Origin of the sequence: Dyella amyloliquefaciens, from assembly GCF_004296575.1 — a bacterium.
GTDB classification, from domain to species: domain Bacteria; phylum Pseudomonadota; class Gammaproteobacteria; order Xanthomonadales; family Rhodanobacteraceae; genus Dyella; species Dyella amyloliquefaciens.
On the sequence record NZ_SAYT01000007.1, the window covers coordinates 465,940 to 479,130 of the forward strand.

Here is a 13,191-nt window from a genome sequence, read left to right on the forward strand (position 1 = left end):
TCAAGGCAGCGTGCCCACGTAGATGACGGTGTCGTAGTCGAAACTGATGTGGCCGTCGACGGCGCAGCTGTCGAACAGCTCGCGCAAGGCGCGCATCATCGGTTCGTGTTGCGGGTGACCTTCGCGAGGCGCGTAGGAGGAGGACATCAGCCGTCCGCGCACGCCATCGAAATCGAGCAGCTGGCCGTGGTCGAAACGCCCCATGCCCAAGTAGCCGATGCCGAACCACGCGCGCATCTGTGGCTCGTCGCCATAGCGTTCGGCCACGCTGGTGTAGTCGGTGCCGTACTCCCGCAACAGCGCCTCGTAACCTTCGAGGAACGGCGTGCCCACCAGCCGACGCGAGTTCCAGACGATGGCCACCAGTCCGGACGGCTTGAGGATGCGCTGAAATTCCTCGCGTGTCGCCGCCTGGTCGAACCAGTGGAACGCCTGCGCGACCGTCACCAGGTCGACGCTGGCATCATCCAGCCGCGTGGCGGTCGCATGGCCTTCGATGGTGCGGAAGCGCTCGTTGTCGCCCAGCCACTGCTCCGCGGCCTTGCGCATCGGCTCGTTCGGCTCCACCGCGATTACGCGATAGCCACCATCCAGGAACAGCTTGCTGGAGATGCCGGTACCCGCGCCCACATCGGCCACCAGCCAATGCGGGTTCACGCCGTAGGTGCGCTGCAGCCACTCCAGCATCGCCACGGGATAGTCGGGGCGATAGCGCACATAGTCGGCGACGCGATCACTGAAACGTCCGGTGGAGTTCAGGTCAGTCATGGTCATCAACCCGACAGCAGCTGGCCGCCGTCCACGCAGAGCGTCTGGCCGGTGATCCAGTTGGCGAATGGAGAGGCGAGGAACAAGGCGACGTTCGCGATCTCCTCCGGCTTGCCGTAGCGGCCGAACGGAATCTTCGCCAGCGTCTGCTGGTAAAGCTCCGGAGCTTCCGCCTTGCGGCGATCCCACAGGCCTTCCGGAAACTCGATGGAACCCGGCGCGATGGCATTCACGCGAATGCGGTGCCTGGCCAGGGTCATGGCCTGCGAGGTGGTGTACTGGTTCAGCGCGGCCTTGGCGGCGGCGTACGGCGCGCTGCGCGTGCTGGGGTGGAACGCGGCAATCGACGACGTATGCAGGATGCATGCATGCGGCGACGCCTTGAGATGGGGCAGGGCCGCATGCGACGCACGCACCGCCGCCATGATGTCGACGTTGAAGCCGGCCAGCCAGCTGGCGTCATCGTTGGTGAAGCCGTAGCCGCTGGCATTGTTCACCAGCACGTCGATGCCGCCGAGCACTTCCGAGGCTTCGCGGATGTAACCGTCGATGGCTTCCGCATCAGCGAGATCGCAGCGTCGCGTATGTGCGGTCACGCCGTAGGCGGCGATGGCATGGCGCACTTCGTCCAGTGCTGTTTCGCCGCGCGCGCACACCGACACCGAGGCACCGGATTGCGCGAAAGCGAGCGCGATGCTGCGGCCGATGCCCTTGCTGCCGCCCGCCACCACGACGCGATAACCGCGGAAGTCGAAGGGCGAGGGCATCGTGGCGTCTTGCGCGTTCATGCCGTCACCAATGCAGTGAGTGGATGCCGACGCCAAAGCCAAGCACGAGGATGGCGATGACGACCGCGGCGGCAAGCAGGGCGATGGCGAGGTGTACGTAGCCGAGCACCAGTCCGGTGACGGCCAGGCCATCACCCTCCATGGTGCCGGGTTCGGCACGCCGGATTTCACCCCGTGCCAGATGCCCGCAGACGATGGCCACGATGGCGCCGATGAAGGGCAGCACGAGCCAGCAGACAATGCCGAAGATCAGGCTGACGACCGCCAAAGAGTTGGTGCTTCGATAAGTGGGCGACTGATAGCTCATGACGATGCACGCTTGGCGGTGGATAGCGGCAACCGGCAGCTGCCGGTCGCCGGTGCTTTCTTACAGGTCGAACTTGATGCCCTGCGCCAACGGCAGCGAGTTCGAGTAGTTGATGGTATTGGTCTGGCGGCGCATGTAGACCTTCCACGCATCCGAGCCCGACTCGCGACCACCGCCGGTTTCCTTTTCGCCACCGAAGGCGCCGCCGATTTCCGCGCCCGAAGTGCCGATGTTGACGTTCGCGATGCCGCAGTCCGAACCGGCTGCCGACAGATACTGCTCGGCCGACTTCAGGTTCTGCGTGAAGATGGCCGAGGACAGACCCTGCGGCACGCTGTTCTGCAGGTCGATCGCCTCATCCAGCGTCTTGAACGGCATCACGTAGAGGATCGGGGCGAAGGTTTCGGTCTGCACGACCTCGTCGCTGTTCTTCACGCCGGTAATGATGGTCGGCAGCACGAAGTTGCCCTTGCGGTCGGTCAGCGCGGTGCCGCCGGTGCGCACCGTGCCGCCGGAGGCCTTGGCCTTCTCCACGGAGGCAAGGTAGGCCTTCACGGCCTCCGGGCTGTTGAGCGGGCCCATCAGCGTGGTGGCCAGCGTGGGATCGCCGATCTTGCCTTCCACCTGCTTGTAGGCGGTGATCAGCTTGTCCGTCACTTCGTCCACGATCGACTCGTGCACGAACAGGCGGCGCGTGGTGGTGCAACGCTGGCCGGCCGTGCCGACGGCGCCGAACACGATGGCGGGGATAGCCAGCTTCAGGTCCGCGCTTTCGTCGAGGATGATGGCGTTGTTGCCGCCCAGCTCCAGCAGCGAACGTCCCATGCGCTTGGCGACGCGCTCACCCACGTGACGGCCCACCTTGGTGGAACCGGTGAAGCTGATCAGCGGAATGCGATGATCATCCACGAAGGCCTGCGACAGATCGGTGCCGGCATCGTTGAACAGGAAGAAGATGTCCGGGAAGCCGGCTTCCTTCAGCGCTTCGTTGACGATCTTCATCGTGGCGATGGCCGACAGCGGTGTCTTCGGCGACGGCTTCCAGATGCAGATGTCGCCGCAGATGCCGGCGAGGAACGCGTTCCACGCCCACACCGCGACAGGGAAGTTGAACGCACTGATGATGCCGACCAGGCCCAGCGGCTGGTACTGCTCGTACATGCGGTGGCCCGGACGCTCCGAGTGCATGGTGTAGCCGTAGAGCATGCGGCTCTGGCCCACCGCGAAGTCGGCGATGTCGATCATCTCCTGCACTTCGCCGTCGCCTTCGGGCTTGATCTTGCCCATTTCCAGCGCGACCAGCGAACCCAGCGCGTCCTTGTGCTTGCGCAGCGCTTCGCCGCACAGGCGGATCGCTTCACCGCGGCGCGGTGCCGGCGTGGTACGCCACACCTTGAACGCTTCCTGCGCGCGCTTGACGATGATGTCGTAGTCGGCGGCGCTGGAGGCATGTACGGCGGCGATCACTTCGCCGGTGGCCGGGTTGACCGGCTGCAGCGTGCCGGCGTCGGTCGTCTTGGACCACTCGCCTTGACCCAGGTACGTGCCCGAGTGAGAGGCGCCGAGACCAAGTGCGGTGAGGATTTCGTGGGACATGCTTGACTCCGGACCGTGGCGCTGAGGAAGGCGCCGGGATGAAAACCGTCATTCTAGCAGGCCCCCTGCCACGGATCGCCTTGGCTGCCGATCCATGCCAAAATCCGCGCTGTTGCCCCCGTAGCTCAGTTGGATAGAGCGTCCCCCTCCTAAGGGGAAGGTCGTACGTTCGAATCGTATCGGGGGCACCATTCGAAGCATCTGCAAAGGGCCGGCTCATGCCGGCTCTTTGCTTTTCGCCATGGCGTGGCCGCATGAACGAGGATTCATGCTGCAGCAGCACATTGAGCCTCGCTGTCATGCCGCGCGAGCTACCAGCAAGCACTTCGCCACCGGGCGGACCGGCGTTCCTCGGGAGAGGCTGCCGAAGGCTTGGATATGCCGCCGGGGAGCGACAGCCATTCAGGCCATGGATGTGGCTTGTCTACGAACCGCTCGCGGCTTACGTCAGCATCCCGTGCTCGCGCGCATAGGCGTAAACGTCCAGGTCGCTCTTCAGGCCAAGCTTCGCCATCGCATCCATTTTCTGGCGGCTGATGGTCTTCACACTGCGGCTGAGCTGGCTTGCGATTTCGGAAACCGTGAAACCGGAAGCGAACAGGCGCAGCACTTCGGTCTCACGCTTGGAAAGCACCGGCTGCATTGAGAGATTGCTTCCGGAACGCGCCATGTCCAGCGCCTTGCGAATGCCTGCACTCAAGTAGTCACGCCCGTGGGAAACCGCCTGTACGGCCAGCGTCAGTTCGGTCAGTGCATCGGACTTGCCGAGCAGGCCACGCACACCGGTCGCGAGGATGGAATTCAGCACGCCAGCGTTGTTGACCATGGTGAGCACGATCACCGGCAGCGTGGGCCAGCGCCGGTGGATGAGTCCGAGCATGTGCAGACCATCGGCGACTTGTCCGCCAGGCATGCTGAAATCGGTGAGGACGATATCGCAGGCATGCGCGTGGATCGCCTCGACCAACTCCGCGGGCGAGCTGACATCCGCTACCACGGCGGCCTGTGCCTGGCTCTCCAGCAGCGTACGGACTCCGCTGCGGACAATGGGGTGGTCATCGGCCAGAATGATGCGCAAAGTCATGGCTGTTCAGGTCGCACGCCGGTGAGGGCTGTAGGTTAGCCGATTGCGCATGGCATGCAGAGGCGATAAAGCCCTACTCGTTGCCGGGCCATCTTCAGACAATTCTTATAGAGCATGATGTAGTCGGGTCACTAAGCTCCATCCCTCCTTGGCTGGCTGGAATCCGGGCGCACCCATGGACGTCAACGACGTTTTTCACAGTGACGCGACATCTGATCGCCCTCGATATCGCTGGTTCAGCACCAGCACTCCGCTATGGCGTTGGCTTATCGGGCTCACCCTGGTTTGCTGGCTGGCAGCATCGGCCCCAGCCTTCGCGGCACAGGAAGGCCGCGGACAGGACGGTACGACTTCAACCGTCAAGGAATCGAACGCCAGCGGGCTGTCGCTGACACCGGAAGAAGACGCCTGGCGTCGTCAGCATCCGGTCGTCGAGGTAGGTGTTTACGCGGGCGATCATCTGCCGGCGGAGACGTGGGTGGCGGGCCGTCCCGAAGGCTTCGGCGTGGACTATGCCCGGCTGCTGGCAGGCAAGATCGGCCTTCGACTGTCGTTCCACCCCTATACCGATACCAACATCGCGTCTGCCGCGCATCCGGTCGCTGCTTACGACCTGCTCACGGCGATGTCGACGCTGCAGGCCGAGACCGTCGGCTTCGACATGCTCAGGCCGTATGGCTCGGGTCCGTTGATCCTCGTCGGCCGCAAGGATGACGAGCGCATCAGGACCGAAAGCGACCTGGAGCATTCACGCATTGCCATCGAGCGTGATTTTCGCCGCGTTGCCGATCTGCTGGCCAGGCGGTTTCCGGGGGCCACGCTCGTGTTTGCCGATGATGGTCGGCAGGCCTTGAATCTGGTTGCGACAGGCAGAGCAGATGCCTACGTGGGGGCCACGTCATCGCGCACGCAGATGTTGCTGCTCGAGCGTAGTGACGATGACCTGGTTGCCCTCGGGCCACTGGATCTTCCGTCAATCAGTATCGGACTGGCCGTGCCGCACGACCGCGCCATGCTGTTGCAACTGTTGCGCAAGGCCGAAGCCGCCGTAACGGTCGAGGAAATCGCGCGACTGCGCATGCGCTGGGGCCTGAACAACGACAGCACCACGCCATTGGTTCGCGAGCCGACCACATCGGAACGTGACTGGCTGCGTGCCTTGCCGCCGCTGCGCGTGGGTTACGAAATCGATCGCTATCCGTACACGTTCCGGAACAGCCGCGGACAGTTCGACGGCCTGGCGGCGGACTATGTCGTGCTCCTGCAGAAGCAGCTCGGTCTGCAGATCGAGCCCGTGCCGGCCAGGGACTGGAGCGAGCTCCAGCGCATGGTGCGTTCGGGAGAGATCGACATGGTGGCCGCTGCCATGCCGGACGACTTCGGCGCGCAGTACATGGTGTTCAGCCGCAGCTACGAACATTTTCCCGCCGTGATCGTGGCCCGGGTCCATGGTCCAACCCTGCTGGGGCCGGAGGATCTCGCCGGGCACAAGGTGGCCGTGCGCGATGAGGCCGGCTTGCTGTCGCACCTGCGAGCGCTCTCGCCGGGCACGCACTGGCTTTCCGTGGGCAGCAACGAGGAAGGACTGGCCATGGTGGCCTCGGGTCGCGCCGACGCCTATGTGGGCACCTTGCCCGCACTGGACGCGCTGATACGCGACCGCTACGCGGCGACCCTGCGCGTCGTGGGACCCGCTGGCGTGGACCAGGACTTCACCGTAGGTGTCGCCAACCGCTATGAGCGCCTGGCGCCCATGCTCAATCGCGTGCTGGCCAGTGTGAAGGACAGCGAGCGGCAATCGACCCGTGGCCGATGGTTGACGGCGCAATACCACTACGGCGTGCCGTGGGCATGGGTGCTGGCGGGGATGGGCGTGGCCTTGCTGGTTGTCGGCCTCGTGAGTGTCTCCTATCTGCGGCAGCATCGCGCCATGCGTGCACAACGCCTGGCTGAGCAGGCGCTTGCTGCGCAGCTCAAGTTCCAGCAGGCGCTGCTCGAGACGATTCCCTATCCGGTCTTTGTGAAAGACGAAGGTGGGCGCTACATCGCTGTCAATCGCGCCTACGAAGAAATGTTCGGCTGCTCGCGCGATACGCTGCTGGGTCACACCATCGTGGAAACGCGGCATGCCTCCGGCATGGATGCCAAGGCGTTGCACGAGGCCGACATGCAAGTGATTGCGCACAATCAGGGCGGTCATCGTGAGCTCTACATCGGGCCCAAGGAGGAGTGCGGGGCCGCGCGAGACGCGTTGCTGTGGAGGCATACCTTCGAACGAGGGCCGGGCCAGGGCATGGGCCTGCTCGGCACCCTGGTGGACGTGAGCGATCTGCGCCGGGCCGAAGCCCGCGCACTGGCCTCCGAACAGAAGCTCATCGATACGAACGAAAGCCTGCCTGGCGTCGTCATGCGCGTGCGCTATGCACCGGATGGATTGAGCAGCTTCGACTATGTCGGCGGTGAAACCGTAGCGTTGTTTGGCCTGACCCACGACGAATTGCTGCAAGGCCTGCGTCGCCCCTTCGACGTGATGATCGAGGAAGACAAGCCCCGCGTACGCGCGGCGATCGAACAGGTGCAGGCGGGGCAGGGCGCGCACAGCGTGGAATACCGCGTGATGTCACCAGCGGGCACTCGCTGGGTCCGAGCGTCATTCGGTCCGCCGCGCAATGAAGCGGATGGCGTGGTCAGTTGTAGCGTCTTCTGCATCGACGTCACTACCGAGAAAGCGCAGGCCCAGGCCTTGATCGAGGCCAAGGCAGCGGCCGAAGCGGCCGTGGTGGCCAAGAGTGCATTTCTCGCCATGATGAGCCACGAAATCCGCACGCCGATGGCGGGCGTGCTCAGCCTGGTCGAACTGCTTGGCAAGACGCGGCTCGATGGCGAGCAGGCGCATATGCTCGAAATGGTGCATGACTCGGCCGATGCACTGTTGCAGATCCTGGACGACATTCTCGATTTCTCGCGGATCGAGGCGGGTCGCCTGCAATTGCATGAACATGCCTTCGACCTGCGCCTGATGACGGACGGCGTGCTTGGCTTGTTCGCTTCCCTGTCGCGCGAGAAGGGCGTGCGGCTTTACGCCAGCCTCGACTGGCGCCTGGCGGCCGAATATCGGGGCGACATGACCCGTGTACGGCAGATCATCACCAACCTGTTGAGCAACGCACTGAAGTTCACCGCCAAAGGGCGCGTCGAACTGCACATGGAGCTGCTGGAAGACTCCCTCGAAGGCCATCGTCTTGGCATCACTGTTTCGGACACTGGCATTGGCATGTCGCAGGATCAGCTGGACCGCCTGTTCCAGCCTTTCGCGCAGGCGGAAGCCTCCACGTCCCGCCGTTATGGCGGCACAGGGCTTGGCTTGACCATATGCCGTCGCCTGGCGCACATGATGGGTGGTGAAATCCGGCTCGCCAGCACGCCTGGCTTCGGCACCCAGTCGACCTTCGAAGTTCGACTTCCGGTGGAGCAGTCACTCCGGCCTCAACCAGGGCTGGCTGGAAAAAGAGCGCTGCTGTGCACCGGCGACATCCTGTTGGAGCGTGAACTGTCGAACACCATGTCGGCACTCGGCATGTCCATCGTGGGGGCGGACCCGAAGGACCTTGCCGAATACGATCCGGAGGACATCGACCTCTATGTGGTCGACCTGGACGTAGCGGCACGCGGGGAGTTCCCCGAAGGAGCGCATGCCATCCGCCTGCTGGATGTTCCCGACCCGCGTGGCTTCTACCTCGAACACGGTGACGTGATGCTGGGTGGCCAGCCACTGCTATGGCGTTCTGCCATCGATGCCTGCCATGTTGCGCTGGGCCTGCCCCTGCCGCCTCACGCCAACGTCGAGGCTGGTACTCCACGACGCCACGATGCGCGCATCCTGGTGGCGGAAGATCATCCCATCAACCGTGCCGTCATCAGTCGTCAGCTGGATCGCCTGGGTTATCCGCACACCATTGTTGATAACGGCCAGGAGGCATTGCGAGCGTTGGCGACGTCGCGCTACGACCTGCTGATCACGGACTGCCATATGCCGGTCCTCGACGGCTACATGCTGGCGCGGAGGATTCGCGACATCGAGAAGGGAAGTGGCACCCATCTGCCCATCGTGGCGCTTTCCGCCAGCGCCTTACCGGAGGAAGTCTCCCGTTGCCGCGAGGCGGGCATGGATGAGTTCCTCGCCAAGCCCGTGCAATTGGCCGAACTCGCGGCGATGATGTCGGCGTCCCTCGCGGGCAAGGAGCGCGATGCATCCCGTGCCGATAACCGCACGCCGGCTGCAGAGACGGGACAATGGCGGCTGCTGCTGGAAGCCTATGGCTCGCCGGCGCGGGTGCGCGACGTGTTGCGCAGCTTGATCGACGCTACCCGGCGTGACTTCGTGGAACTCGATCGCGCCATCGAGCGCGGCAGCTCCTATCGGCAAGGCGAACTGCTTCACCGCATTCGCGGTGCACTGCGCCTTGTCGGTGAGGGCGCCCCCGATGATGTGGGGGACAATAAGCACCAACGCGACGAGCTGAAGCGTTACCTCGGCGAGCTCGAAGCGCTGCTCGATCGGTCCGAACATTGGCTTGAGAACGGGCATGGTGCTGACAGGACGCCGGTGCGGTGAACGTGACGCCGCGCGGCGGGCATCGCAAGATATAACGATCGCACCCGTGACCTTTGCCACGTTCCGTGACTTGTAAGTCATGCGTAAGCTTCTGGTGTCATTGCCTTCCGCGCCCTTGATGGCCGTGTCCCCACACGACCATAGTTTCCCCCTGACACGCGTGGCGAGGCCCGGAAATGGAGTCCGCGCATGGCCATGCTCGTCGGTATCTATCTTCTGCAAGTCGAGTCCGTTGAAGTCCCTCGCGATGGCGCGAGTTCATGGACGGCTACATGGACACTTCTGCGCTCCCCGTCAGGCAATCATCTCGACTGGGAGTTGCTGGTGCAGCGCGATACGCCGCGCACTTTTCCTCGTGAAGCAGACGCCTTGCGCGCCGGTCAGGACGAAGGCACGACATTCGCGAGAATGCTGCAGGGAGACGATGGTCTCGAGCCGATGATCGCCGAAGAACTTCAAGTGAAAGCTCCCTTGCGGGAGACAGTGGCTCCCGCAAGGCGATCATTCGCGCTCCACTGATGGCGCCTTGCGCGTTCCTCTCGTTGAGGAAGCGTGGTGGGCATTCAGAGCACGCATGAAAAAGCCCGCATGAAGCGGGCTTTTTTCATCGAGCTATTTGGTACCGGTGATAGGACTCGAACCTACACTCTGTCGCCAGAAGCGGATTTTGAGTCCGCCGCGTCTACCATTCCGCCACACCGGCATTGCAGCGAGGCATTATGCCGGGTTCAGTGCACCGGGTCGAGACCCAGTTGACGATCGCTGCGCTGGTAGTGGTCCTGGCCGAGCGGCTGGAACACGGCGCAGTGGGTCATCTGGCCTGAATAGATGTGGAGGCTGACGGCCACGGCATCATCGCTGGGGTTGCGGATGGTGTGGTACTCGTGCGGCGGGATCAGGCTGCCGGCGGAACCGGGGCCTGCCTGGATGGAACCTACCGGCTGGAAGCGGTAGTGGCCATCTTCGTCGGCCAGGCGTTCGTACTGCACCACCTCGAGCGCGCCACTCCAGACACCTTCCACGCACCACATGCCGCAATGATCGTGAATGGGCGTGCCCTGGCCCGGGCCCCAGGTCATCGCTACCACGCAATAGCCATGCTCTTCGCTGCGGTACAGCTCGCGGCGCGCGTAGCGGCCTTCCGCGGTCTCGAACACGCAGTCGGGCAACTTCACTTCCTTGCCGCGAATGAGCTTGCACAGGCTGTTGCGCAGGCTGTCGGTAACAGCGCGGGTGGAATCCTCAGCGACGGCGGCGTCGATGGCGTCGATTAGTTGGCGGGAGCCAGGAAAATCCAGGGTGAGCATGTCGTTCTCGGATGATGGTGCTGCCCATCCATCTTAGCAGCGCCGGCAGGTGCTCGCAGGCGCCCGCTCAGAGGCGCCCCAGGAAACCGCCAATGGCGCGGCTGTAGTTGGGGATGTCGACCAGGAAGGCGTCGTGCCCCTGCGGCGAATTGAGGGCCACGAAGTCGACCTCGGCGCCTGCGGCGCGCAGGCCATCGGCGATCTGCTCTTGCTGCTCCAGCGGGAACAGGATGTCCGTGCTGACGCCGATCACCATCGCCTGCTCGATACGGATGCGCTTGAGGCCTTCCATCACGCTGCCATTGCCGTACTCGGCGATATCGAACCAGTCACTGGCGCGCGAGAGGTAGAGATAGCTGTTGGGATCGAAGGTATGCACGAAGCGTTGTGCATGGCCTTCCAGGTACGACTCGACTTCGAATTCCATGCCGAACGGGTTGTCGTCACGCTGCTCGGGATCGAGACGGATGCGCGCGAAGCGGCCATTCCACTCCATGGCCGAGCGGTAGGTGATCACGCCCAGCTTGCGCGCGATGCTCATGCCCGCTTCGGGGTAGTGTGCGTGGTCGTAGCGGCCGTTGTCCCAATCGGGATCGAGGCGGATGGCCTCGCGTTGCAGCGAGCGGATGGCGATGGCGAACGGCTGCGCCTGGGGCGCCGTATCCACGCTGATATGCGCGCGCACGCTGCCCGGGTGCAACACCATGTAGGCCAGCGCGCTCATGCCGCCCATCGAGCAGCCGATGAGGCAGGCCAACTGGTCGATGCCCAGGCTGGTGACGGCGGCGTGCGCCGCATTGGCGACGTCTTCCAGCGACAGCTCGGGGAAGTCGAGGCGGTAGGCTTCGCCCGTGGCCGGGTTGATCGAAGCGGCGCAGGTAGAGCCTTTGTCGCTGCCCAGCGAGTTGACGCAGATGACGTACCAGCGTGAGGTATCGATGGCCTTGCCGGGACCGATCATCGCCTCCCACCAGCCGGGCGAGGGGTCTTCGGCGTTGGAGGTGGCGTGGGCGCTGGGCGAGAGGCCGGTGAGGATCAGTACGGCGTTGTCGCGCGCCGGGCTCAACTCGCCCCAGGCTTCATAGGCGACGCGCGCGCCGTGGAGTTCGCCGCCGCGCTTCATCGCGAATGGCGAGGGCAGGGCAAAGTAACGGCGCGCGTCGTTCATCAATGAACCTTGTCGATGGTGATCCTGATCGGGTTGCGCGTAGTGACGTCGACCACGCCGGCGTCGCCTTCGAGGTCGCCCGCCTGCGGCATGGCCTGCCCGTGCTTGCTGATACGGGCACCGACGAACACGCGCGATGCCGAGGATAGTTTGAACTGGGGCGTCATGCCCATCGCATCGGTGAGCGTCACCGTGGCAGGCAGCGCTGCGGCATCCAGCTTCGCCACGGCCAGCGGCATGGGCGGTCCTTGCTCGGCCCGGGCATAGACGAACAGCGTGTCGCCAGGGCTCAGCTTGTCCTTGAGGGTCGGCGACAGGCTCACCTGCACCTGCAGCGCGGGGCCTTGTGCTTCGTCGGCTGCAGCGGCGGGTGCTTCCGGGGCAGTCTTGCCGCCATTGCCTGCACGTGCGTCGGCCACGGCAATCTGCTCGGTGACGGCTTTGGCCACGCTGGAGCCGGGATCAAGTTGGGGCTGCAGCTGACGCCAGGTGGCGGCCGCTTCGGCGTAGTGGTCGCGCTGGAACTGGCTGATGCCCAGCAGCCAAAGTCCGCGTTGGCTTTGCGGGTCCAGCTTCACCGCGCGCTCCAACAGCTCGACGGCGCGCCCCTCGATGCGATGGTCTTCGCGTTGCAGCGAGTCGGCTTCGGCCCAGCCGACCATGGCGGCACTGTTGTTGGCGTCGAGGTGCAGCACCTGGTCGTAGGCATCACGCGCTTCGCTGGCGCGGTGCATCACGCTGTAGGTCTGCGCCAGCAGCATCCAGCCCTGCAGATCGTCCGGCTGCTGCGCGAGGTGATCCTTCAGCTCGGCGACGGCCTGATCGATATTCATGCTCTTGGGTTGCTGCTGCACGCCATTGAGCGCGACCGGCGTGCCCACCGCGAGATACAGCCCGATGGCTGCGATCGGCAGGACGAAGGCCAACGCCAAAGCGAGCGCAAAGACCCGGCGGGAGCGACCATGCTGGCGGCCATGGCGCATCAGGGGCCAAAGCAGCAGCAACAGCGCCGCGGCGATCATCGCTGCGGCGATCAGGAAAAAAGCCAGCTTCACCAATCGTCCCCTTCGTCGTTCGGCTTGTCGTCCGTGACTGCGACCGGCGCAGCGCGGCCACGGCGACGTATCGTCACCACCACCACCACGGCGCCGGCCAGCAGGATCGCCAGCGGGCCGAACCACAGCAGCACCGTGCTGGACTTCACCGGCGGGTCGTACAGCACGAAATCGGAGTAGCGATCGACGAGGTATTGCTTGATCTCGTCGTCGCTCTTGCCTTGTTGCATCAGGTCGAACACTTCGTGGCGCAGATCGCGCGCGAGATCCGCGTTGGAGTCGGCAAGGTTTTCGTTCTGGCAGACCAGGCAGCGCAGCTCGCGCGTGAGCGCCTGGAAGCGGACTTCCTGGGCATGGTCCTTGAACGGGAGGGGGTCGATGGCCTGGGCCAGCGACGTGCTCGCGAACAGCAGCAGCCCCAACTGCAGGAGCGCACCCAGTGCGCGATTACGGAGTCGCCGCTGCGTAGGCTTTTCGCGCACTGGGTGCGCTCCTACAAAAGC

Annotated in this window: 11 protein-coding genes and 2 tRNA genes; 3 read left to right on the forward strand and 10 right to left on the reverse strand. The window is 64.3% G+C overall.

Annotated features, from left to right (window positions below):
* From EPB08_RS17945 to amaB, 4 genes are read right to left on the reverse strand one after another with little or no spacing between them, the layout of a single operon-like run.
* Window positions 1-768, reverse strand: coding sequence for a class I SAM-dependent methyltransferase (locus tag EPB08_RS17945; RefSeq protein WP_130620463.1), 768 nt, complete (start codon window positions 766-768; stop codon window positions 1-3).
* A 5-nt stretch (window positions 769-773) separates the two neighbouring features.
* A complete protein-coding gene (locus tag EPB08_RS17950; protein WP_229238400.1) occupies window positions 774-1,556 on the reverse strand; it encodes an SDR family NAD(P)-dependent oxidoreductase in 783 nt (260 codons plus the stop codon).
* Between the two features lie 4 nt (window positions 1,557-1,560).
* Window positions 1,561-1,863: a DUF4190 domain-containing protein gene (locus tag EPB08_RS17955; protein ID WP_130620464.1), complete on the reverse strand. Its 303-nt coding sequence runs from the start codon at window positions 1,861-1,863 to the stop codon at window positions 1,561-1,563.
* A gap of 60 nt (window positions 1,864-1,923) precedes the next feature.
* Window positions 1,924-3,459 (reverse strand): L-piperidine-6-carboxylate dehydrogenase, encoded by a 1,536-nt coding sequence (gene amaB, locus EPB08_RS17960; RefSeq protein WP_130620465.1) that lies wholly within the window; start codon window positions 3,457-3,459, stop codon window positions 1,924-1,926.
* Window positions 3,460-3,573: 114 nt separating this feature from the next.
* On the opposite strand from amaB, the gene EPB08_RS17965 reads away from it, so the two are divergent.
* Window positions 3,574-3,650, forward strand: a tRNA-Arg gene (locus tag EPB08_RS17965).
* 251 nt (window positions 3,651-3,901) lie between these two features.
* Here the strand turns inward: EPB08_RS17965 and EPB08_RS17970 are convergent.
* The gene (locus EPB08_RS17970; protein ID WP_130620466.1) at window positions 3,902-4,543 is read right to left on the reverse strand and encodes a response regulator; all 642 of its coding nucleotides are present in this window, start codon (window positions 4,541-4,543) and stop codon (window positions 3,902-3,904) included.
* A gap of 175 nt (window positions 4,544-4,718) precedes the next feature.
* Between EPB08_RS17970 and EPB08_RS17975 the strand changes: the two genes are divergently transcribed.
* Window positions 4,719-9,158 (forward strand): ATP-binding protein, encoded by a 4,440-nt coding sequence (locus tag EPB08_RS17975; protein ID WP_130620467.1) that lies wholly within the window; start codon window positions 4,719-4,721, stop codon window positions 9,156-9,158.
* Between the two features lie 189 nt (window positions 9,159-9,347).
* Complete coding sequence (locus EPB08_RS17980; RefSeq protein WP_130620468.1) at window positions 9,348-9,677, forward strand: hypothetical protein; 330 nt, start codon at window positions 9,348-9,350, stop codon at window positions 9,675-9,677.
* Window positions 9,678-9,775: 98 nt separating this feature from the next.
* Here EPB08_RS17980 and EPB08_RS17985 read toward each other — a convergent pair.
* From EPB08_RS17985 to EPB08_RS18005, 5 genes are all read right to left on the reverse strand, one after another.
* Window positions 9,776-9,861: transfer RNA gene (locus tag EPB08_RS17985), tRNA-Leu, on the reverse strand.
* Between the two features lie 25 nt (window positions 9,862-9,886).
* Complete coding sequence (locus EPB08_RS17990) at window positions 9,887-10,465, reverse strand: cysteine dioxygenase family protein (protein WP_130620469.1); 579 nt, start codon at window positions 10,463-10,465, stop codon at window positions 9,887-9,889.
* Between the two features lie 67 nt (window positions 10,466-10,532).
* Entirely contained in the window at window positions 10,533-11,633 is a 1,101-nt protein-coding gene (gene metX / locus EPB08_RS17995) for a homoserine O-acetyltransferase MetX (protein ID WP_130620470.1), read from the reverse strand.
* Window positions 11,633-12,688, reverse strand: a complete 1,056-nt coding sequence (locus EPB08_RS18000; protein WP_130620471.1) for a tetratricopeptide repeat protein — start codon at window positions 12,686-12,688, stop codon at window positions 11,633-11,635. Before EPB08_RS18000 ends, metX begins: the two co-directional genes overlap by 1 nt.
* The gene (locus EPB08_RS18005; RefSeq protein ID WP_229238401.1) at window positions 12,685-13,170 is read right to left on the reverse strand and encodes a cytochrome c-type biogenesis protein; all 486 of its coding nucleotides are present in this window, start codon (window positions 13,168-13,170) and stop codon (window positions 12,685-12,687) included. Before EPB08_RS18005 ends, EPB08_RS18000 begins: the two co-directional genes overlap by 4 nt.
* Window positions 13,171-13,191 lie beyond the last annotated feature (21 nt).